17 protein-coding genes are annotated in these 21652 nt (G+C 62.3%); 12 read left to right on the top strand and 5 right to left on the bottom strand.

Annotation, left to right across the window (positions count from 1 at the left end; translation table 11 throughout):
* The first annotated feature begins 207 nt into the window (after nt 1–207).
* The 7 genes from JOE69_RS08030 (at nt 208) to JOE69_RS08060 (ending at nt 10006) form a co-directional block, all read left to right on the top strand.
* Complete coding sequence (locus JOE69_RS08030) at nt 208–3846, top strand: S8 family peptidase (RefSeq protein WP_309797627.1); 3639 nt, start codon at nt 208–210, stop codon at nt 3844–3846.
* A gap of 131 nt (nt 3847–3977) precedes the next feature.
* The gene (locus JOE69_RS08035) at nt 3978–4886 is read left to right on the top strand and encodes a LysR family transcriptional regulator (RefSeq protein WP_309797629.1); all 909 of its coding nucleotides are present in this window, start codon (nt 3978–3980) and stop codon (nt 4884–4886) included.
* Between the two features lie 189 nt (nt 4887–5075).
* Nucleotides 5076–6311, top strand: a complete 1236-nt coding sequence (locus JOE69_RS08040) for a CaiB/BaiF CoA transferase family protein (RefSeq protein ID WP_309797631.1) — start codon at nt 5076–5078, stop codon at nt 6309–6311.
* Nucleotides 6308–7093 carry a crotonase/enoyl-CoA hydratase family protein gene (locus JOE69_RS08045; protein ID WP_309797632.1) on the top strand — a complete coding sequence of 262 codons (786 nt, stop codon included), beginning with the start codon at nt 6308–6310 and terminating at the stop codon, nt 7091–7093. Before JOE69_RS08040 ends, JOE69_RS08045 begins: the two co-directional genes overlap by 4 nt.
* A 2-nt stretch (nt 7094–7095) precedes the next feature.
* Nucleotides 7096–7884: an acetoacetate decarboxylase gene (locus JOE69_RS08050; protein WP_309797634.1), complete on the top strand. Its 789-nt coding sequence runs from the start codon at nt 7096–7098 to the stop codon at nt 7882–7884.
* Nucleotides 7881–8789, top strand: a complete 909-nt coding sequence (locus tag JOE69_RS08055; RefSeq protein ID WP_309797636.1) for a 3-hydroxyacyl-CoA dehydrogenase NAD-binding domain-containing protein — start codon at nt 7881–7883, stop codon at nt 8787–8789. Before JOE69_RS08050 ends, JOE69_RS08055 begins: the two co-directional genes overlap by 4 nt.
* 29 nt (nt 8790–8818) lie before the next feature.
* Nucleotides 8819–10006: an acyl-CoA dehydrogenase family protein gene (locus JOE69_RS08060; RefSeq protein ID WP_309797639.1), complete on the top strand. Its 1188-nt coding sequence runs from the start codon at nt 8819–8821 to the stop codon at nt 10004–10006.
* Between the two features lie 156 nt (nt 10007–10162).
* On the opposite strand, the gene JOE69_RS08065 is transcribed toward JOE69_RS08060, so the two are convergent.
* Nucleotides 10163–10687: a hypothetical protein gene (locus tag JOE69_RS08065; RefSeq protein ID WP_309797641.1), complete on the bottom strand. Its 525-nt coding sequence runs from the start codon at nt 10685–10687 to the stop codon at nt 10163–10165.
* Nucleotides 10688–10889: 202 nt separating this feature from the next.
* Here JOE69_RS08065 and JOE69_RS08070 point away from each other — a divergent pair, with 202 nt between their 5' ends.
* Entirely contained in the window at nt 10890–11642 is a 753-nt protein-coding gene (locus JOE69_RS08070) for a CPBP family glutamic-type intramembrane protease (protein ID WP_309797645.1), read from the top strand.
* Between the two features lie 16 nt (nt 11643–11658).
* On the opposite strand, the gene JOE69_RS08075 is transcribed toward JOE69_RS08070, so the two are convergent.
* Nucleotides 11659–13188: a helix-turn-helix domain-containing protein gene (locus JOE69_RS08075; protein WP_309797648.1), complete on the bottom strand. Its 1530-nt coding sequence runs from the start codon at nt 13186–13188 to the stop codon at nt 11659–11661.
* Nucleotides 13189–13298: 110 nt separating this feature from the next.
* Here JOE69_RS08075 and aceA point away from each other — a divergent pair, with 110 nt between their 5' ends.
* The 4 genes from aceA (at nt 13299) to JOE69_RS08095 (ending at nt 18164) form a co-directional block, all read left to right on the top strand.
* Nucleotides 13299–14591 carry an isocitrate lyase gene (aceA, locus tag JOE69_RS08080; protein ID WP_296363038.1) on the top strand — a complete coding sequence of 431 codons (1293 nt, stop codon included), beginning with the start codon at nt 13299–13301 and terminating at the stop codon, nt 14589–14591.
* Nucleotides 14592–14655: 64 nt separating this feature from the next.
* Complete coding sequence (aceB, locus tag JOE69_RS08085) at nt 14656–16296, top strand: malate synthase A (RefSeq protein ID WP_309797651.1); 1641 nt, start codon at nt 14656–14658, stop codon at nt 16294–16296.
* A 310-nt stretch (nt 16297–16606) separates the two neighbouring features.
* Nucleotides 16607–17407 (top strand): ArsR/SmtB family transcription factor, encoded by an 801-nt coding sequence (locus tag JOE69_RS08090; RefSeq protein WP_309797653.1) that lies wholly within the window; start codon nt 16607–16609, stop codon nt 17405–17407.
* 58 nt (nt 17408–17465) lie between these two features.
* Nucleotides 17466–18164 (top strand): DsbA family oxidoreductase, encoded by a 699-nt coding sequence (locus JOE69_RS08095; protein WP_309797655.1) that lies wholly within the window; start codon nt 17466–17468, stop codon nt 18162–18164.
* On the opposite strand, the gene JOE69_RS08100 is transcribed toward JOE69_RS08095, so the two are convergent.
* From JOE69_RS08100 to JOE69_RS08110, 3 genes are all read right to left on the bottom strand, one after another.
* Nucleotides 18157–18996: a carbohydrate ABC transporter permease gene (locus JOE69_RS08100; protein WP_309797657.1), complete on the bottom strand. Its 840-nt coding sequence runs from the start codon at nt 18994–18996 to the stop codon at nt 18157–18159. The two genes, JOE69_RS08095 and JOE69_RS08100, sit on opposite strands and share 8 nt — an antisense overlap.
* Nucleotides 18989–19960: a carbohydrate ABC transporter permease gene (locus tag JOE69_RS08105; RefSeq protein WP_296363163.1), complete on the bottom strand. Its 972-nt coding sequence runs from the start codon at nt 19958–19960 to the stop codon at nt 18989–18991. The genes JOE69_RS08100 and JOE69_RS08105 overlap by 8 nt, the downstream gene beginning before the upstream one ends.
* A gap of 119 nt (nt 19961–20079) precedes the next feature.
* Nucleotides 20080–21381 (bottom strand): ABC transporter substrate-binding protein, encoded by a 1302-nt coding sequence (locus tag JOE69_RS08110; RefSeq protein ID WP_309797660.1) that lies wholly within the window; start codon nt 21379–21381, stop codon nt 20080–20082.
* Between the last annotated feature and the right edge of the window lie 271 nt (nt 21382–21652).

The following is a 21652-nucleotide window of genomic DNA, read 5'->3' on the forward strand; positions in this document are numbered from 1 at the left end:
GGCCCACTCACCTTTCGGAACAAGAAAATTGCCCGGATGACATCTGACTCAACAATGTCTGAGGGGTTTCACAGCGTGAGCTTGGTCACGTAGGGTAAAGCCAACGACCCACCAGGGCCGTATTCAGTTTCAGCGACTAATTGTCACTGAAATGTTGGAGTCAGTCCGTCCGGGATCCCCGGACGGACCCTTTCGCAGAGGAATCACATGACACAGGCCCCGAAAAGGCTGGTCAGAACCACCGTTCTGTCCGGACTCACCGGTGTGGCGTTGATTTGCAGCACCGGGCTTCCCGCCTTCGCCGCAGACCCCGCCACAACCCCCAACAACGATTCAAATAGCTCGGTTGCCGCCCCGGCCGACAAGATCAAAGGCGATCTTGCCAATATCAAGGGACAGGTATCCGTTTACGTCCAGCTGAACGGGCAGGGTGCCTTTGCCGCGACCCAACCCGATTCGGTGAAGGACAACCGGTCGAAGCCGGTGGACGCAGCGGCTTCGGTGCAAAAGATCCGCAAAGACATCGAAGCCACCGCGCAGTCCGTCACCAAAGACGCGGCGGCGAAGCAGCTCTACACGACCACCAACTCGCTTCCCGGCGTCGCCATCGTGGGCGATGCCGACGCGATCCGCGATCTGTCCAAACGATCCGACGTCGCGAAAATCACGCCGATCGTGCCCAAAACCGTGCCGGAGAACAAATCGACCGACATCGACACCCGGGCGCTCAACACCTGGGCGCAAACCGGGCAAACCGGCAAGGGCGTCAAGATCGCCGTGATCGACACCGGCCTCGACTACACGCACACCGACTTCGGCGGGCCGGGGACGGCTGAGGCCTATGCCAAAGCCAAAGCTTCGCCGGAGATCCTGCCCGGCACCTACGATCCGCAGAAGTTCCTGGGCGGTTACGACTTGGCCGGCGATGCCTACAACGCGGACCCGAGCATGCCCAGTTACAACCCGGTACCCACACCGGACAACAACCCGCTGGACTGTGCATCCGCCGGCCACGGATCCCATGTCGCCGGCACCGCCGCCGGCTACGGCGTCCGCGAAGACGGATCGACGTTCACGGCGGGGCGCAATGGCGATCCGAAGTATTCCGAACTGACCGAAGCCCAGGTCAACGGCATGCGGATCGGCCCCGGTTCGGCCCCTGAAGCCCAATTGCTCTCCTTCCGGGTGTTCGGTTGCAGCGGCAGCACCGACTTGGTGATCGAGGCGCTCGATCGCGCTTTGGACCCGAACCAGGACGGAAAATTCGACGATCGCGCAGACATCGTCAACATGTCCCTCGGCTCGAAGTATGCACCGGTCGACGACCCCGAGAACGACGTGATCAACTCGATGACCAAAAACGGCGTGCTTTCGGTGATCTCCTCGGGCAACGACGGCGATGTCTACGACATCGGCGGCGCACCAGGGAACGCGAAGACCTCGCTGACCGTCGCGAACAGCATCGGTTCCGCGGTCGCCTTGGACCGCGTCGACGTGCTCGCCCCCACGGTGGGCACCGCTGCCGGACAGTACTCGGGATTCGACCCGAACACGGTCACCGGCGACAAATTGACCGGCACCGTGGTCATGGGCCCGGCCGGCAGCAATGCCGACGGCTGCGCCGCGTTCTCCGCCGAGGACTCGGCCCGGATCAAAGGCAGCTGGGTTTGGCTGAGCTGGGACGACAACAACGCAACCCGCAAGTGCGGATCCGCGGTCCGGTTCAACAACGCTGAAAAAGCCGGCGCCACCGGCGTCGTGCTTGATTCCACGCTGGATGTCTTCACGGCCGGGATCGCCGGCAACGCGACGATCGCCGGCGTCCAGTTCACCAAGAGCTTCTCCCAGCAGCTGCGTCCGGCAGCACAGGCCGGCAACTTGAAGTTGCAGTTGAAGGGCGAGTACCGCGGCACCGCCAACGGCGTGAGCAACCAGTTGGACACGCTCAATCCGGGATCGTCGCGCGGGGTCCACGGGTCCAACGGGATCGTCAAGCCCGACGTCGCCGCTCCCGGCACCTTGATCGGCTCGGCCGGTGTGGCCTCCGGCAGCAATGCGAATGTCAAAACCGGCACCTCGATGGCAGCACCGCATGTGGCCGGCATCGCCGCCTTGGTGATGGGTTCGACGAAGCTGCCGGCGCTGCAGGTCAAGTCGATCGTGATGAACACCGCCAACCACGACGTCTTCCGGGACCAGAAGGTCTACGGGCCCAATCGGGTCGGCTCCGGCCGGGTCGACGCCCTGGACGCCACCAGCACCGATGCATTCGCCTTCGCCAGCGATGATCCGGAGCTGACCAGCGTCAACTTCGGCGTGCTCGAGGTCGCGGACAAACCCGTGAACATCAAGAAGTCGGTGACCGTGCAGAGCTTCGGCAAAGCCGGACGCGATTACGCGGTGAAATACCTGCCGGCGACGACCGTTCCCGGCGTCGAGTACCAGGTTTCGCCGCAGGTCAAGGTCGGTCCCGGTGGTACCGCCAAGGTCGAGGTGACCTTGAAGATCACCGACCCGACCGCACTGCGCAAGAGCCTGGATCCGACCATGGATGCCACGCAGCTCGGCACTCCCCGGCAGTTCATCGCCGAGGCATCCGGGCGGCTGGAACTGAGCAGCGCCGGCGCACCGAGCCTGCGGGTACCGATCTATGCCGCTCCGAAGCCGACGTCGGCGATGACGGCAGGCAAATCGCTGACCTTCCCGAACGACAAAGCCGGTTCGATCAAGGTTCCGCTGAGCGGACGGGCTCTGGCCCAGGGCGGTCTCGGTTCGAGCGGTTACAACAGCCTGTTGGCCCCGTTCGAACTGCAGACTTCCAGCCCGCGGATCGACAAACTGGATGAAACCGCGGGGCCAGGCAGCAAGGAGAACAGCGCAGTCCGTGCCATGGACTTGCAGAACGTCGGCATCTCCTCGACCATCCCGGCGCTGGCCGCCACCGGCGGGAACATCCAGCAGGGCGATATCGGATTCGGGATCAGCACTTGGGGCAACTGGGCCGCGTTGACCCCGGCCTACCGCCCTTACGTTTACATCGATACCGACAACGACGGCAAGGACGACTTCCGGCTCAGCCTCGGCTTCGCCACCGGCCTGGACCTGCCGCTGGTGACGTTGAACAAGATCAATGCCGATGGCTCGCTGACCGTGGTCGGCAGCCCCCGCCCGCTCAACGGGCTCAACGGCGGGCTGGATTCGAACACCATGGACACCAATGTCATGGTGCTCCCGGTGCAGGCCGCCGCATTGGGCATCGACGCTTCCAAGGCATCGCCCTTCACCTACCGGGTGGTCACCTATTCGAACTACAAAGCGAAAGACGGCTTCCTGGTGCCGGTCGATCAGACCGAACCCAAGAAGTACGACCCGGTCAATCCGGCCTTGTGGTTCGAAGACGGCACGGCTAGCCAATTGTTCTTCGACAAGCCCGATGCCGGGCTGAACGTGCACCAGGGCCCTGGCGCTGCCAGTGCGAAAGCCCTGTTCTTGCACCTGCAGAACGCCACCGGCGATCTCAGCGCGAAGGGCGACGGCGGCAAGCGCGCCGAAGTGCTGCCAGTCTCGGTCACCCCGACCAAGCTCGCGCTGACCTTGCCGTGGACCTTCGCCGGCGGCTTCACCGTGGCTACTGGTTCCGGGTTCACGCCGGACAGCGCGGTGACCGTGAAGCTGGCTGAGAAGACGGTCAGCACGGTGAAGGCCGATAAGAACGGAAAAATCTTCGCCTTCGTCTGGATACCGTTCAACAACACCGCCGGAAGCTACAAAGTCACCGCCACCGACGCCGTGGGCGCAAGCTCGACGGCGAACTTGAGCGTGTTCTCGCTCTGGCCCAAGTGGTAGGCGCTGCTGAATAGTTCCTGAACCAGCCTCGGGGTTGGGCGTGCGGTGCCTACCGGCGCCGTCCGCCCGGCCCCGAGTCGCGTCCAGGCAGGCACAGCCTGCCCCAGGTTCCGCGAGTACGCTTTGCTCTGATGGAAATCTTTCATTTGCGCTATTTCGTTGCAGTCGCCGAGCACCTGAGCTTCTCCAAAGCCGCGCGCAGCCTGCATATGGCCACGTCGCCGTTGAGCCAGCGCGTGCGCGATTTGGAGCGCGAGCTGGGTACAGTGCTTTTCGAGCGGGACTCCCGAAGCGTGAGCCTGAGCCGGAGCGGAGCCGCCCTGCTTCCGCTGGCCCAAGAAGTGGTCCGGAAATTCGATGACATCCCGCAGCGAATGACCCGGGCCGCTGCCCCGGAACAAATAGCGTATTTCGTCGGAATCGCACCATGGCTGCATCCTTCGTTGCGGCAACGGTTGGTCGAATTCAGCGCCCAGGTGGCACACCGGTACCAACTCAACCGGTGGCCCGCCGGCAGCCGCGAGCTGCTGACCGCAGTGCACCAAGGCAAGCTCGCTTTCGCCCTGGTGCACCTGCCAGCGCAGCTGCCGGGCGTGTCCAGCCAGGAGATCTTCCGTGAGCAGCTCGGCGCGGTATTGCCGGCCCGGCAGTTCGGCGGACGCGAATCGGTGTCGTTGACGGATTTGGTGGACTTCACCTATATCAAAACCGCCAAGGGCACCCAGCCCACCTACTACGACCAGCTCGAAGTCCGGATGTCCGCGGCCGGCGTGCACAAACGGGCCACGCTGAGCACCGGCGATTTCGCCAGTCCGGCCGAGGTGGTTTCGAATGGCGATGCCTTTTCCCTGACCATTCTCGATCAAAGAATTTCGGCAAATGCCACGAATCAGGCCGAGGTCGTAGCGTTGCCCTTCAACGATTTCAACCCGGAATTGGCTACCGGAATAATCTGGCGTACCGACCGGGCTGCCAAGAATTCTGATTTAGCCGACCTGATAGCTTCGCTGCAGGAAGCGTTTCCGCCGTCCGGAACCTAGATATCCCAAGGAATTCTGCGATCCCTGAACCGTGACCACAGCGGTCACGGCAGCGTCCTTCCATCGGTGTCAAAACTGGCTGGATTTTGGTTACCTTAGCGAACTAGTGTTGAAAGTGAGCCAAGAAAGCTACGACTCAACAAATTCGAATCAATAATTCGATGAAGCTAATTTGTGAGGAATGCAGTAATGACAAACCAAAACGTCGCCACACTTTCCAGCAGCAATCGAGGCCCGCTGGCCGGCATCCGGGTCATCGACATGGCCACCGTGGTCATGGGTCCTTACGCCGCACAGGTGCTCGGCGATCTGGGTGCAGACGTGATCAAGATCGAGTCGCCCCATGACACCATACGTTCCGGTCTGTACGCCAAGACGCCGGGTATGACTTCGCTGCACCTGAACGTGAACCGGAACAAGCGCAGCGTCGCCCTGAATTTGAAGTCCGAAGAAGGTCACGCGGCCGCCCTGGAGCTCATCGACTCAGCGGACATCCTGATTTCCAATATGCGCATTGACGCACTGCGTCGCCTGGGCATGGACTACGAAAGCTTGAGCGCCAAGTTCCCGAAGCTCATCTATGTACACGCCCAGGGCTTCCGCCCGGATTCCGATCGCGCCGGACTCGCCGCCTACGATGAAACCGTGCAGGCGGCGTCGGGCTTGCTGGACATCGCCCAACGTGCCGCGGACATCGAAAAACCGGCCGTGCTGCCCACCATCATCGCGGACAAAGTCTCCGCCTTGACCATGGCCTACAGCGCGATAGCCGCTTTGGTCCACCAGCAAAAGACCGGCCAGGGCCAAAAAGTCGAGGTGCCGATGACGGACACCATGCTCGCCTTCAACTTGGTCGAGCACTTGCAGGGCCAGGCCTTCGTGCCAGCCCTGAGCCAAACCGGATTCCCGAACTCGCTCATGAAAGGCCACTACGCCCGCCCGACGAAAGACGGCGGCTTGGTCATGGTGATCCCCTACGGACCGCAGAACTTCCGCGATTTGTTCGTCGCGGCCGGCCGACCGGAACTCGCCGAGGACCCGCGGGTCAATGGCGAATTCATCGACGTCCGGGCCGATGGCAATGACCTCTCCGCGCTGCTGGACGAAGTAGTTCCGCTTCTGAGCACCGAAGAATGGGCCGAAGTTTGCCTCAGCAAGAGCATTCCGTTTGGACCAGTGCTGCGGCTCGATGACGCGATGGACGACGAATACGTCCAGGGCGGGCATTTGCTCGACGTCGCTGAGCACCCCAGCGAGGGACCGATCCGGATGATCGGCGTGCCAATGCAGTTCTCCGCAACGCCGCCGTCGATCCGTCGGCACGCGCCGTTGCCTGGTGCGGATACCGAAGAGGTTTTGGCTGAGCTGGCTGCTGCTAAAGATTCCGAACTGACCAACGCCGAACTGGCGGGCGCAGTCGCATGAGCAACTCAGTAGAAGTTAGCGAAGCAGCAGTGCTGACCGAGGTTGTTGGTAGCACCCTAGTGATCACCATCAACCGGCCGAAAGCCCGCAACGCGGTCAATGGCGAGGTTGCCCTCGGTTTGGCTGCCGCACTTGACCAACTGGAGAACGACGTCGACCTCCGCGTCGGTGTGATCACCGGCGCCGGCGGCAGCTTCTGCGCCGGTATGGATCTGCGCGCCGCTGCCGCTGGCGAAAATGTTAGTGTGCCAGGCAAGGGTTTCGCCGGATTCGTCGAGGCGAAAGTCAGCAAGCCACTGATTGCAGCAATCGAAGGCTACGCGCTGGGTGGCGGCCTGGAAATCGCGCTCAATTGCGATTTGATCGTTGCCGCTGAAGGCGCCACGCTGGGACTCCCTGAGGTAACCCGGGGCCTGATTGCTGGCGGCGGTGGCGTGATCCGACTCCCCAAGCGGATCCCGCATCACCTGGCCATGGAAATATTGCTCACCGGCTCCGGCATCAACGCCTCGCGGGCTCACGAGCTCGGCTTGGCCAATCGGGTCACCCCAGACGGTCAAGCCTTAGCCAGCGCGCTTGAGCTGGCCGCCGTCGTCGCGCAAAATGCGCCGCTCGCCCTGGCCGCGGTCAAGGAAGTTGCCCGAATTGCCGATTCCGCCCCGGAATCGGAAGCCTTCGCCGCTCAGGCGAAAGAGATTCACCAGCTCATGAAGTCCGCCGACGTCGCCGAAGGAATCAAAGCCTTCACCGAGCGCCGCGCCCCGAAATGGAGCGGAAAGTAATCATGAAGATTTCAGAAGTACGTCAACAAATCACCACCCCGCTGAGCAGCCCGGCGTATCCAGCGGTCGGTTCCCGATTCACCAATCGTGAGTATCTCAATATCGTGTACCGCACCGATGCTGAAGCATTGCGCGCCATCGTGCCGGAACCACTGGAAATCGATGAGCCGCTAGTTCGCTTTGAGATCATGAAAATGGGCGATTCCACCGCCTATGGCCCCTACGTCGAGGCCGGCCAAGCAATTCAGGTGTCCTTCAACGGTGAGCGTGGCCAAAAAGAAAAAGGCGAGTACCTGCACGCGATGTATCTGGACAATTTCGCCGCCACCGCGGCCGGGCGTGAGGTGAGCGCTTATCCGAAGGTGATGGGCAGCCCCGCGCTGACGGTAGACAACGGCGCGCTGCTCGGCACCTTGGATTACGGTTCGGTCCGCGTTGCCACCGCCAGCATGGGATACAAATTTTATCCCCTGGATTTTGACGAAGCGAAAGCCCAGATCACGGTGCCGACCTTCATGCTCAAGATCAATTCTGGCTTGAGCGGTGAGCCGCAGTTCAACCGGCTACTGCGTACCGAAATCACTGACGTGACGGTCAAAGAGGCCTACACCGGGCCTGCTCGCTTGCAGTTGTTCCAGCATGTGTTGGCACCGCTTGCGGACCTTCCAGTCCTGGAGATCGTCTCGGCCAGCCACATCAATACCGATCTGACCTTGGCCCCGGCAGTTCCGGTTTATGACTACCTAGCCGAACAACCCGAAGGCCAAATCTCGAAGGGAGCCTCAAAATGAGCCTCAAAAACGTCGCCGTCATCGGCGCTGGCACCATCGGACTCTCTTGGACGGCGCTTTTCGCTAACGCAGGGCTCAACGTCACGGTAAGCGACCCGCGGCCGGACCTGGCCGACGTCGTGCGCGACTCGATGCCGGAACTGGCCGCCTCGCTCGGCAGCACAGCGGAAAAGCTGCTGGCTCAGGTCACCGTTTCCGCTTCGCTCGCCGACGCGGTTGCGAACGCGGACCTAGTACAAGAAAACGGCCCGGAGCGGCTCGAATTCAAGCAGCAACTCTTTGCCGATATCGCAGCCGCAGCGCCGTCGCGCGCACTGCTGGCCTCATCAAGCTCCGGCATCGTCGCGACGCTGATCGCGGAAAAGCTCGACGACGACGCGGCCGGCCGGATGCTGATTGCGCACCCGTTCAATCCCCCGCAGCTGATGCCGCTCGTGGAGATCGTTCCCGGCGAGCGTACCCTTGAATCGGTGACCTTGGCCGCAATCGACTTCTACCGGGAATTAGGCAAGGTCCCCGTTCGTGAGCATCAAGAGATCCAAGGCTTCGTGGCCAACCGCTTGCAGGCCGTGGTGCTCAAAGAAGCCTTCAACTTGGTCATCCAGGGCGTGGTTTCGGTCGAAGAGCTCGACACCGCGATGAAAACCTCGCTCGGCGCCCGCTGGGCGACCATCGGACCGTTCGAAAGCTACCACCTCGGTGGCGGCCCCGGCGGCATCCGGCATATGTTCGAGCACTTGGGCGGAAATCTCACCGGTGGGGATTCCGGAGTGACCGAGGCCGACGTCGAAAAGCTCATTGCCGACGTCGAGCGCACCTATGGCGCGGGTCCGGAAGCCTACGCGAAACTCACCGCCGAACGCGACCGCAAACAGCTCGCGGTCAACGCAGCAGTCTCCGACTAATTTTCGATCCAGGAAAGTACGTGAAAACCATGGCAAGGCCAGCAAACACCAACCCCGACTACTTCGGCTTCGAAGAGCTGCTCACCGATGCGGAGCGCAGTGAACTCGCCCGGGTGCGCGAGTTCCTCACCAATGAGATCAAGCCGCTCGCCCAGGAAGCTTGGGACAAGACCGAGTTCCCCTTCGAGGTCATCGAAAAATTCGCCGAACTGAACCTTGCCGACGGCCAGTTCGCCGGCTTCGCCTCTTCCGGCACCCAACGCCGCGCACTGATGACCGGGTTCCTGAGCATCGAGCTCAACCGGATGGACCCGTCATTGGCGGTATTCTCCGGCGTGCACACCGGTTTGGCGATGGGTTCGATCTATGGCGGCGGCGATGAGGAGCAGCGGCAGCGTTGGCTGCCGGACATGATCGCCTGGAAGAAGATCGGCGCCTTCGCGCTGACCGAGCCGGAGGGCGGCTCGGATGTCTCCGGCGGCATGCGCACCACCGCCCGCCGCGAAGGCGACGAATGGATCATCAATGGCGCCAAGCGCTGGATCGGCAATGGCACCTTCGCTGATCTCGTAGTGGTGTGGGCTCGCGACGAGGCCGACAACCAAGTCAAGGGCTTCGTAGTGGAGAAGGGCATGCCCGGCTTCAGCTCGGCGAAGATCGAGGGCAAGATCGCATTGCGCACCGTGCAGAACGCGGATCTGGCTTTTGCGGACGTCCGGGTTCCCGAAGCCAACCGGCTGCAGAACATCAATAGCTTCCGGGATACCGCCGAGGTGCTGCGCGCCACCCGTGGCGGGGTGGCCTGGCAGGCACTCGGCGTTTCGGTCCGGGCGTATGAACTGGCCCGTGACTATGCAACGACTCGAGTTCAGTTCGGCAAGCCGATCGCCTCATTCCAGATGATCCAAGATCTGCTGGTGAAGATGTTGGGCAATATCTCCGCGATGTTCGGCATGGTGACCCGGCTGGCCCAGCTGAGCGACGAGCTCCGCGATACCCCGGAACAGGCCGCACTGGCGAAGGCGTTCTGCACCTCGAAAATGCGCGAGACCGTGGCCTTCGGCCGGGAGCTCTTCGGCGGCAACGGCATTGTGCTGGATTACGAGATCGCAAAGCTGTTCTCCGATGCCGAGGCGATCTATTCCTTCGAGGGTTCCCGGGAGATGAATACCCTGATCGTCGGCAAGAACATCACCGGGATCAGCGCCTTCATCTAAATCGCCAACCGCAACCCCGGCGCTGGTCCCCCAACCCAGCGCGAGTGCACAGATGATGCGGAAGTTTTCCGAAAACATCCGCATCATCTGTGCACTCGCGCGCCGGGGAAACGGGGAAGGGGGTGCGCGTCGGGGAACGGGGGTCGGGGCGGCAGGTCAGGAATGGCCCCAGGCCGCCAGCATCGATTTCATCAGCGTTTTGAACTCGTCGCGTCCCATGGTTTTTTCGGACGAGTAGGCGACGTAATAGGTGATCCCGTTGCGGAACGTCCCGTACTGGCTGCCCCGGTAACTGAGCCGGTCTTCGCCGGCAACGTTGACTTCATCGTCGGCAGCGGCCCAATCCGCCAGGGTGTTGCCACGGTCCATGCCGAAGGTCACGCCATAGCCGTCTCGGTTCTTGGCGCTGCATTGTTTCCCAACCGGCCCCTTGCCGGCGGCCAGGCCTTCGAGCTTCAAAAGCTCTTCGAGTCTGCCCAGTTTCGGAATGCTGGTGCACACGTCGTCCGGAATCGAGCCTGCGGGACCCCCGGCGCCTTGCAGTTGCGGCCCGCTGCCGTCGGTGGCAAGCCGCTCTGCCGATGGAACCGCCGACGGCACTCCGGAACAAGCCGCGAGGCTCGCGGCGATCGTGATGCCGGCCAGCGCCGCACGGATGCGCCGAATGGATGCTGTGCTCATGTCGTGGAACTCCCAACTGCGTTTGGCTACGGTTCAAGGCTCTCTTCAATCACCGCGGAAAGCCCGTCCAAAAGGGCAGAATTGCAGGTAGTCGGAGCTGCCCGGCAAGTTTTCCGGCCGAAACCGCGGCTGATCCGAAAATTTCCAGCCGGGTGCCGCCATTGCCTCGGCCTGCGAGCGATCCGCGGGATACGGTTGGCCCATGACCACCGCTGCGGCACCGCCAATCTGGGCAAGCAAACACCCGCTGCTGCTCGGCTCAGCGATCATGGTGCTGTGGCAAATCGTGGTTTACGGCTTCGGATCACTCCCGTTGCCGGGGCTGCAACCCGACTGGTTCCCCGGCCTGGGCGGCTTGCTGACAAATTTCCTGGGCGCCGCCGTCGTGCTTTTCCTCGGTTGGCGACTGGGTCTGCTGTCCGCCTCGGCTTTGGGCTGGGGCCGGATCCGGAACTACTGGTGGCTGTTGCCGTTGCTCGCGATCGACCTGAGCTATTCGTTGATCAGCACGGAAGGCGTGCCCGGGATCGTCGGCTCCCCGGGACTCCTGCTCAGCAGCGCTGCAGCCCTGGCAGCGGTGGGGATTTCCGAGGAAATCGCCGGCCGCGGCGTCGGGTTGGCGGCCGCCGAGCCGGCCGGAAAATGGCAGGCCTCGATCACCATCGGGCTGGTCTTCGGCCTCGGGCATTTGGGCAACTGGCTGTTTTTCGGCAGCAGCCTGGAGGACGCCCTGTGGCAGGTGGTGAACGCGAGCGCCGCGGGGTTCTGCTGGTCGGCTGGCCGGTTCCTGGTCGGATCCATCTGGCCCTTGGCGTTCATCCACGGGTTCAACGACTGGATGCAGATCAATTCCCCCGGGGCCGCGCCGTTCTTCTTCCAAGTCGCCGTCGTCCTGTTCCAAATCAGCTGGGGCGCCTTGTTGCTCAGCCGGGCAGTGAAAACCACCGGCGCCTGAAGCCGCCGTTTCCGAATTACGACGCCGGCCCGGCCTCCGGGGCGTGTGCGGCCAGGAACGAATAGACCTCAGTTTCGTCCACGCCCGGAAACACTCCAGGTGGCATTGCCGCGAGCAGGTGGGAGTGCGCCCGGGCACTCGGCCAAGCATTGCCGTTCCAGGCACTCGCCAGGGCTGCCGGTGGCCGCCGGCAGCAGGACTCGTCCGGGCAGCGCGATTTCGAGCGCTCGGTGGTCTCCCGGCCGCGGAACCACTTTGCATGCGCGTACGGCAGCCCGATGCTCAAGGAAAATTCACCGCCACTGGAACGTTCCGTCCTGGCGGTGCACCAATACGTGCCGGCGGGAGTGTCGGTGTACTGGTTGTAGGCGCTGAATTTGTCGCTCACGTCGAAGACTTCGCGCGAGGTCCAGTACTTGCAGATCGGCTGCCCCTCGATCGCCCCGGTGTGGTCGGTCGGAAAGGTCACGCCGTCGTTCTCGTAGGCCTTGTAGACGATCCCGCTCTCATGCACTTTCTGAAAGTGGGTCAGGATGCCCAGATGCTCGGTGGCCAAGTTGGTGAAGCGGTGCGCTGCGGTTTCATAGGACACCGCAAAAGCATCCCGAATGTCCTCCACAGCGATGCTCTTGGCGGCTTTGGCGCGCTGCAGGAAATCCACAGTCTGCTTCTCCGGCAACAACAGCGCTGCCGCGAAATAATTGGTCGCCACCCGTTGCGAGAGGAATTCCCCGTAGCTGGTCGGCGTCTGGTGCCCCAGGACGTAGTGCCCCAGGGCCTGCAGCAGCACCGAACGCGGGTCATGTTCGCTGCGGCTCGATTGGGTGAGATAAATTCGGCGATTCTTCAAGTCAGTGACGCTGCGGGTGGAATGCGGCAAATCCGTCACATGGTGCAGGGTGAAACCGAGATGGTTCGCGATGTCCGCGATGACGTGTTGCGAGAGCGGTCCCCCGGCATAGCCGACGCCGGAAAGCACCTTGGCGGCCTCCGCCTCATACTCGCCGAAATAGTTGTTCCGTTCGCGCATTTGCAGGCGCAGCGCGGTGTTGGCCCGGCGGGCTTCTTCCGGGGTGGCGATCTGTTCGTTGAGTCGGCGTTCCAGCTCGGCCTGCAAACCCACCAGGGCTTCCAAAGCATCCATCGAAAGCCGCGAGGACACCCGGACTTTGGGCAATCCCAGTGATTCGTAAAGCGATCCGCGCTGCGCCCGTTCCAATTCGATTTCCAACGCTGCCCGCCGGCTGGGCGGCTCGGCTCCGAGCAGCTGTTCGATGCTCACGCCGAGCGCCTTCGACAACCCGTGCAACAGGCTCAGTTTCGGCTCCCGCTTGCCGTTCTCGATCATCGACAACTGCGAAGGTGCGGCATCCACCATGAGCCCCAAGTCATCGAGCGTCAGCTTCGCGCTTTTGCGCAGGTGCCGGACCCGGCGCCCCAGGCTGATCACGTCGATTTCGTCGTTGCCGGGGTCCCGTTTGGTACCCGGCGCCGGCCGTTGCCAGGTTGGACTCGTCATTTCTTGATGATACGTGAAGAAACGCAAATCTTTCCAGAATATTTTCTAGAAACCTGCTTGAAAACGGAGAAAAGTAAGACATACGAAGAAGTTCAGCCCGGATTCACTTCCGGGAAGCAGATATCAAGGAGCAGGACATGTCGGAGAATCAGCAGAAAACAGCAGAGGCGCTGGAGCTGGAGTGGGCAGCCAATCCCCGTTGGGAAGGCGTGCGCCGCGATTACTCGGCAGCCGACGTCGTCAAGCTCGCCGGACGCGTGCAGGAAGAGGCCACCTTGGCCCGCCGCGGATCCGAGAAGCTCTGGGACCAACTGCGAAACGCCGGCCCGGAAGGCTACACCAATGCGCTCGGCGCGCTGACCGGCAATCAGGCCGTGCAGCAGGTCAAAGCCGGGCTCAAGGCGATCTACCTTTCCGGCTGGCAGGTTGCCGCCGATGCGAACACCTCCGGCAACACCTACCCGGATCAGTCGCTCTACCCGGTCAACTCGGTACCCACGGTGGTCCGCCGGATCAACAACGCGCTGCTGCGGGCTGATCAAATCGAATTCTCGGAAGGCAAACAGTCGGTCGAAGATTGGCTCGTGCCGATCGTCGCCGACGCCGAGGCCGGCTTCGGCGGCCCGCTCAATGCCTACGAACTCATGAAGTCGATGATCCAGGCCGGCGCTTCGGGCGTGCACTGGGAAGACCAGCTCGCTTCGGAAAAGAAGTGCGGACACTTGGGCGGCAAGGTGCTCATTCCCACCCAGCAGCACGTCCGCACCCTGAACGCGGCCCGGCTCGCGGCCGACGTCGCCGGCGTACCGTCGGTGATCATCGCCCGCACCGATGCCGAGGCGGCCACCCTGATCACTTCCGACGTCGACGAGCGCGACCAGGAATTCATCACCGGCGAGCGCACTGCGGAGGGCTTCTACAAGGTGCGCAACGGGATTGAACCCTGCATCGCCCGGGCCAAGGCCTACGCACCCTACTCCGATCTGATCTGGATGGAGACCGGCACCCCGGACCTGGAACTGGCGAAGAAGTTCTCCGAAGCCGTCCGGAGCGAGTTCCCGGACCAGATGCTCGCCTACAACTGTTCGCCGTCGTTCAACTGGAAGAAGCACTTGGACGACGCCACGATCGCCAAGTTCCAGCGCGAACTCGGCGCGATGGGCTTCAAGTTCCAGTTCATTACCCTGGCCGGCTTCCACGCCCTGAACTACTCGATGTTCGATCTGGCCCACGGCTACGCCCGGGACGGAATGAGCGCGTACGTCGAATTGCAGGAGAAGGAATTCGCTTCCGAAGACCGCGGCTACACCGCAACCAAGCACCAGCGCGAAGTGGGCACCGGCTACTTCGACTTGGTGGCAACCGCACTGAACCCCAGCGGCAGCACGCTCGCCTTGGCTGGCTCTACCGAAGCCCAGCAATTCCACTAAGCGGCAGGGCGGGCCGCCACCGGCCCGCCCCACCCACCCCACGGCTTTTAGACAGGACCAGATCATGAACTCCACGAACAGCCTGAACGGCATCACCTTCAACGGCATCACGTTGACCGCCCAGCCGATCCACCGCCAGGAAGAAATCCTCACCCCGGAAGCACTCGACTTCATTGCCGCGCTGCACCGGGCCACTTCGGGCCGGCGCCAAGAACTGCTCCAGGACCGGCAGACCCGGCGGCAGCAGATCGGCAACGGCGTGGACCCGCGTTTCCTGCGCGAGACCTCGGCGATCCGGGAGGACCCGAACTGGCGGGTTGCACCGCCGGCCCCCGGCCTGGAAGACCGCCGAGTGGAAATCACCGGACCGGTCGACCGCAAGATGACGATCAACGCGCTGAATTCCGGCGCAAAGGTCTGGCTCGCCGATATGGAAGATTCCTCGACGCCGAGCTGGCGCAATGTGATCCAAGGCCAGATCAATTTGATCGACGCCCTGGAACGCCGCATCGACTTCACCTCGCCGGAGGGCAAGGAGTACAAGCTCGGCGCGGAAAACCCGACGATCGTGGTCCGCCCGCGCGGCTGGCATTTGCCGGAAAAGCACATGTTGATCAACAACAAGCCGATCGCCGGCGGCCTGGTCGACTTCGGTTTGTACTTCTTCCACAATGCGAAGCGCCTGATCGCCCAGGGCAAGGGACCGTACTTCTACTTGCCAAAGATCGAGAACCACTTGGAAGCCCGGCTGTGGAACGACATCTTCATCCTGGCCCAGGACCTGCTCGACATTCCGCAGGGCACGATCCGCGCCACGGTGCTGATCGAGACCATCACCGCCGCCTTCGAAATGGAGGAGATCCTCTACGAACTGCGTGATCACGCTTCTGGCTTGAACGCCGGGCGTTGGGACTACTTGTTCTCGGTGATCAAGAATTTCCGCACCCGCGGCCCGCGCTTCGTGCTGCCGGACCGCAACGAGATCACCATGACCGCACCGTTCATGCGGGCCTACACCGAGCAGTTGGTCCGGGCCTGCCACCGCCGCGGCGCCATGGCCATTGGGGGCATGGCGGCATTCATCCCGAACCGCCGCGATCCGGAAGCCAATGAGATCGCGCTGGGCAAGGTGCGGGCGGACAAAACCCGCGAGGCCACCGATGGCTTCGACGGATCCTGGGTTGCCCACCCGGACCTGGTCCCGGTGGCCATGGAGGTCTTCGACGGCGCTCTGGGCGAGCGTCCGAACCAAATCGAGAAGCTCCGCGAAGACGTGATTCCGGACGACAAGGCGCTGCTCAACGTCGCCGCGACCCAGGGCTCGATCACCGAAGCCGGGGTCCGGATGAACATTGAGGTCGGCATTCGCTACATCGAATCTTGGCTGCGCGGCAACGGTGCGGCAGCGATCCACAACCTGATGGAAGACGCGGCGACGGCGGAGATCTCCCGCTCGCAGATCTGGCAGTGGATCTACTCCGAAGCGATCACCGATCAGGGCGAGATCATCACCGAGGCCTGGGTCCGGGAGTTGCTCGACGACGAATTCAGCAAGATCGAGCGCAGCGAGGGCGACCGGTTCGACGACGCCCGGGAGATCTTCGAAGAAGTCGCCTTGGGCGAAGCTTTCCCGACCTTCCTGACCGTACCCGCCTATGCCCGGTTCCTGCACGAAGCCCGAGATGCCGAGCTGAGCGCAGCCTGAAACCTGGTCGATTCGCCGACGTCACCGCCTCAGACAGCCCGAGATCCGGGCCAGGCGAAACGGCCGCATGCGAAAGGGGACCCCTCGTGGAGCGAGGGGTCCCCTTTCGCATGCGGCCGTAGCCCAGCTTCCGGGGCTGGAAGTTGAGCTGGAACGCCGCAGCCCAGCTTCCGGGGCTGGAAGTTGAGCTGGAACGCCGCAGCCCAGCTTCCGGGGCTGGAAGTTGAGCTGGAACGACGTCGAACGCGGGGCCGAAGCGACGGGTGGCAAGGCATTGACATGCAGCCATATGGCTGCCTATTCTTGATCTGTGGATGAGATTTTCCGAGCCCTCTCGGACCCGAGCCGGCGTTCCTTGCTCGATGATCTCAACCGGCGCAATGGGCAAACCCAGGGCGAACTGTGCTCCGGATTGTCCATGGCGCGCCAATCCGTGAGCAAACACCTGGCCATCCTGGAGCACGCCAACCTGATCAGTACGGTCAAACGGGGACGCGAAAAGCTCCACTATTTGAATGCGGAACCGATCAACGCCATCGCAGACCGCTGGATCAACCGGTATGACCAGCGTCGCGCAGCAGCGCTCGCCGATCTCAAATCAGCATTGGAGCACAACCCCATGGACAACTCTGGAACCGACGAAGACTTCGTCTACACCACCTACATCAAGACCACGCCGGAAAAGCTCTGGCAGGCGCTCACCGAACCAGCCTTCATCAAGCAGTACTGGGGCATCGAGTTGATTTCCGACTGGAAAGTCGGCTCGACGATCGACTGGCAAGTGGCTGGCGTGACGATTTCCGAGCCCGAGCAGGTGGTCCTGATCTCGGACAAGCCGAGGAAGCTCAGCTTTACCTGGCACACCGTGACCGAGGAATTCGGAAAGGCGATCAACGCCGACCCGCAAGAAGTGGCCGACATGGCCGCAGAGAAGCGTTCAACGGCGACCTTCGAGTTGGAACAACAAGGCGACGTCGTCAAGCTCACCTTGATCCATTCGGGCTTCCCGAAAGACAGCGCGCTGCGCGCCGGGGTCTCCCAGGGTTGGCAGCCGATCCTGTCCAGCCTCAAGACCTTGTTGGAAACCGGTACGCCGCTGCCGGCCGAATAGCACACCGCGCTTCCTGCCCTCGGGGAATTCTTCTCCGGCCTGCGGAGTTGCCGACAACGTGAAGATTGAAATCTGGTCGGACATCGCCTGCCCCTGGTGCTATATCGGCAAGCGCCGTTTCGAGACCGCGCTCGCCGGATTCCCGCAACGGGATCAGGTTGAGTTGGAGTGGAAGAGTTTCCAGCTCGACCCGTCGCTGCCCGAACATTACGACGGTACGGAGTTGGAATATCTGAGCCAACGCAAAGGCATGGCCGAAGCCCAAGTGGCGCAGATGTTCGAACACGTCAAGGCGCAAGCCGCGGGCGAGGGCTTGGCCTATGACTTCGACACTTTGACCGTGGCGAACAGCCACCTCGGCCACGAGCTGATTCACTTCGCGGCCCAGCACGGCAAACAGGACCAGGCAAAAGAGGCCCTGCTCAGACTGCACTTCGAGCAGGGGGTGGACATCGGCGACGTCGACGCCCTGGTGGAGGTCGCCGTCGGGCTCGACCTGGAAGGTGCAGCGGCACGCGCCGCACTCACCGACCGGGAGTTCGAGGCCGACGTCGATCAGGACATCGCCGAAGCCCACACCCTGGGCATCCAGGGTGTGCCGTTTTTCGTGATCGACCGCAAGTACGGCGTCTCCGGCGCGCAGAGCCCCGAGGTATTCAGCCAGACGCTCAACGAGGCCTGGAAAGAAAGCCACCCGCTCATCATGAACGGCACTGCCGACGCTGAAGCCTGCGGGCCGGACAACTGCGCTATTTGACCGCGCCCGCGGTCAGCCCTGCGACGAAGTTCTTCTGCAGGAACAAGAAGCCCACCACGACCGGGATGCTCACCACGAGCGAAGCGGCCATGATCTGGTTCCAGTAGACATTGGTCTGGGTGGAATAGAGCTGCAGTCCGACCGCGAGGGTACGGTTTTCGTCGGTGGTCATCACCGAGGCGAACAGCACCTCGCCCCAGGACGTCATGAAGGAATAAATCGCAACGGCGATCAGCCCGGGCCGCGCCGCGGGCAACACCACACGCCAGAGCGCGCCCATCGGACCGGCCCCGTCGACTTTCGCCGCTTCGTCCAATTCCCGCGGGATGCCGTCGAAGTACCCGGCCAGCATCCAGATCGAGAACGGCAGGGAAAAAGTCAGGTAGGTGATGATCAGGCCGATCCGGGTGCCCACCAGTTGGATGCCCAGCACCGTGTTGATGTTCACGAAAATCAAGAACAGCGGCAACAGGAAGAGCACCCCGGGGAACATCTGGGTGGAAAGCACCGTGGTGGAGAACAGCCCGCGGCCGAAGAACTTGTAACGGCTCATCGTGTAGGCGGCGAAAATCGCGATGATCACGCTGATCACGGTCGCCGAGCCGGCGACGATCAGCGAGTTCCCGAAATATCCGGCCAACGGCACGGTTTTCCAGATGTCGATGAACGGTTGGATCGTGAGATTGGACGGCCACCAGGTGAACGGGCCCTGCACATCGGCAAGCGGCTTCAGGGCCGAAGTGATCATGACGTAGATCGGCAGCGCAGTGAACACGCCCAATATGGCGAGGGTGACGATTCGGAAGGTTTTGCTCCCCTGGGTTTCACGCACGCTTGGACCTCCGGTTCATGATCAGCAAATAGACCCCGCTGACCAGCAGCAAAAAGAGCAGCAACAACACCGACATTGCCGAACCGGAGCCGAAATTCCAGGTCAGGAATGAGGCGTTGTAGATGTGGAACGAAATCAAGTCCCCTTGCGGCGGCTGCGCGCTGCCGAAGAGCACGAACGGGGTGTTGAAGTCGTTGAAGGTCCACAAGAACATCACCAGCAGGAGCACCAGGTTGACCGGACGCATCATCGGCAAAGTGATCGAGCGCCACTGCCGGAACGGCTTCGCGCCGTCCACCGCCGAAGCTTCATAGACGTCCTGCGGGACCGACTGCAATCCGGCCATCAGCATCAGGAAGGCGAAAGGCCACATCTTCCAAATCGCCACCACGACCAGCGCCACGAAGGAATTGTCGCCGATCAGCCAGAAGGGCTTCTCGCCCGGCAGATTCAGCACATCGTAGAGGAAGAAATTGATCGCGCCGGTGTCTTTCTGGAACATGAATTTCCAGGTGATGATCGCGGCGTAGGTGGGCAGCGCGTAGGGAATCAGGAACAACGTCCGCAGGAAGCCCCGGCCGAAGAACTTCCGCTGCAACGCCACCGCGCCGGCCATCCCGAAGGACCAGGAAAATCCGACCACCAGAACCGTGAAGGCGCAAGTGACCAGGAAGGACTGCAACAGGCTCTGCCCGATCGCGCCGTTGAAATCGATCGCCATCTGGTAGTTGCCCAGGCCCAGGAACGGCGCATTGCTCCAGTTCGCGATGAACACCTTGGTCAGCTTGAAGAAGCTGACCCAAATCCCGAAAACCATCGGGATCACATGGATGAGCAATTCGAAAAGCACCGCCGGCGCCAGCAAGGCATAAGGCAACCAACGGCCCACCGGCTTGCGTTTGACGAATTCAGATCGTCTTTTCGGAACTGCCGGGGGCTCCGTGGAGCTTTCGGCGCGGGTCATCGCGGACACGTCAATTCTCTTCCTTCTCAACAATCTCGCCAGGGTCCACCAGGCCGGGCGGGGCCGGGGATATCCGGTCAATGGCCGGCGAGGCATTCGGCCACCTCGCCGGCCTCGCGTCATCCGGCCGCGGCGACCTGATCCTGTGCGGTTTTGAACGCCTTGCGGATGTCATCGGAACTGACCGTGCCGCCGGAAGCGATCGTGGCGAAGAACTGGTTCATCGCTTTGCCGACGGTGTTTTCGAATTGGTCTTCGTTCGGCGTCAGCGGGAGCGGCTTGGACATGTTCGCGTAGATGTCCGCGAAGGTCTTCGCCTCCTCGGCGTTGTCCGTGAACACCGGTTTGGCGTCCTTGAGCACCGGAAGCGAGGAGAACGGCTTGCCCAGCGTGGTTTGGACCTCCGGGCTGGTCATGAAGTTCACGAACTTCAGCGCCGCATCCTTGTTCTTGGTGTTCTTGAAGACCGAGAGGTTGATCCCGGCGACGAAGCTCGCGATTTTCTGCTTTGCATTCTCCGGAGCCGGGAGCGGGACCACGCCATAGGCATCGCTTTTCATCCCGTTGCTGGTCAGTGAATTGTCGGCGTTGTTCTGGGTCAGGATCATCGCCACTTTCCCGGTGGCGAAGTCGTTGACCGCCTTGGTGCCGTTGTCATACTGCGCATTGCCCGGGTCGACCACTTTGTCGGTTTGCATCAGGTCCAAGTAGCGCTTGACGCCGTTCACCACACCGTCGGAATCGAAGGTCGGCTTAGCATCCTGATCGAAGAGCTCAGCCCCGTTCTGCGCCGAATTGATGAACGCGAAATGCGCATTCTCGGTGTAACTGGCGGCAGCGAGGGCCAGGCCGTGGACTCCCCCGGCAGTCAGCTGCTTGGCCGCGGCGACCATCGCTTCCCAGGTGGCCGGCGGCTGCAACCCGGCCGCGGCGAACATCGCCTTGTTGTAATAGAGCCCGTAAGCCAAACCGTAGAGCGGTACCGAGGTCGGGGGCTGGCCCGGGGCGCCGCCGGTGTCGAGCGCGGTTTTGACGAATTTGTCCGCACCGCCGATCGCCTGCATCTCGGCGTCGCCGTAAGGCAGGAAGGCACCGGTGGCCTGCAACGAGGATGCCCAGGTGTTGCCGATGTTGACCACGTCCGGAGCCTGGCCCGAAGTGACCGCCGTCTGGATCCGGGTCTGCAGGTCGTTCCAGCCGATGACTTCGAGATTCACTTTGACGCCGGTCTGCTGCTGGAACTTTTCCAACAGCGGCGTCAGGTTCTGCTTGTCGTTGTCCAAGCTGGTGCCTTGATTCGAGGCCCAATAGGTAAGCGCCGCATCGCCGGATCCGGTTGAACTGCCGCTGCCCCCGCAAGCGGCAGTGCTGAGTGCTAACGCGGCAAGCGCCGCTGTTGCTACGAGTTTGCGAACTTTCACGGAAGACTTCCTTGTCGGTTGAACCGGCGCAGATCACCGCCATGTGATCTGGCCCACAATGGTTATCCTCAACCTAGAACAACTTATGCCGAAGGTCAATCAAAAGTTTGCAATAAGCTGGCGTTTCTTGCCGATGCCCGCTGGATCCCTCTCCCACGCGCGCTGAGCGTTGACTTGTGGCGGGTTTGGCGCACTCAGAACCGCCGCAAGTCAACGCTCAGCGGATCCGCTACAGCGCGATCAGCGAAGGGCTACCGTGCGACCGGAAGGA

It is taken from the genome of Arthrobacter russicus (assembly GCF_031454135.1).
Taxonomy (GTDB): domain Bacteria; phylum Actinomycetota; class Actinomycetes; order Actinomycetales; family Micrococcaceae; genus Renibacterium; species Renibacterium russicum.

What these genes read in the sequence shown, in the direction of transcription:
- JOE69_RS08105 (WP_296363163.1), bottom strand. Translation starts at nt 19,960, where the DNA reads ATGACCCGCGCCGAAAGCTCCACGGAGCCCCCGGCAGTTCCGAAAAGA.
- JOE69_RS08030 (WP_309797627.1), top strand. Translation starts at nt 208, where the DNA reads ATGACACAGGCCCCGAAAAGGCTGGTCAGAACCACCGTTCTGTCCGGA.
- JOE69_RS08040 (WP_309797631.1), top strand. Translation starts at nt 5,076, where the DNA reads ATGACAAACCAAAACGTCGCCACACTTTCCAGCAGCAATCGAGGCCCG.
- aceA (WP_296363038.1), top strand. Translation starts at nt 13,299, where the DNA reads ATGTCGGAGAATCAGCAGAAAACAGCAGAGGCGCTGGAGCTGGAGTGG.
- JOE69_RS08045 (WP_309797632.1), top strand. Translation starts at nt 6,308, where the DNA reads ATGAGCAACTCAGTAGAAGTTAGCGAAGCAGCAGTGCTGACCGAGGTT.
- JOE69_RS08050 (WP_309797634.1), top strand. Translation starts at nt 7,096, where the DNA reads ATGAAGATTTCAGAAGTACGTCAACAAATCACCACCCCGCTGAGCAGC.
- JOE69_RS08055 (WP_309797636.1), top strand. Translation starts at nt 7,881, where the DNA reads ATGAGCCTCAAAAACGTCGCCGTCATCGGCGCTGGCACCATCGGACTC.
- JOE69_RS08060 (WP_309797639.1), top strand. Translation starts at nt 8,819, where the DNA reads ATGGCAAGGCCAGCAAACACCAACCCCGACTACTTCGGCTTCGAAGAG.
- JOE69_RS08070 (WP_309797645.1), top strand. Translation starts at nt 10,890, where the DNA reads ATGACCACCGCTGCGGCACCGCCAATCTGGGCAAGCAAACACCCGCTG.
- aceB (WP_309797651.1), top strand. Translation starts at nt 14,656, where the DNA reads ATGAACTCCACGAACAGCCTGAACGGCATCACCTTCAACGGCATCACG.
- JOE69_RS08035 (WP_309797629.1), top strand. Translation starts at nt 3,978, where the DNA reads ATGGAAATCTTTCATTTGCGCTATTTCGTTGCAGTCGCCGAGCACCTG.
- JOE69_RS08065 (WP_309797641.1), bottom strand. Translation starts at nt 10,687, where the DNA reads ATGAGCACAGCATCCATTCGGCGCATCCGTGCGGCGCTGGCCGGCATC.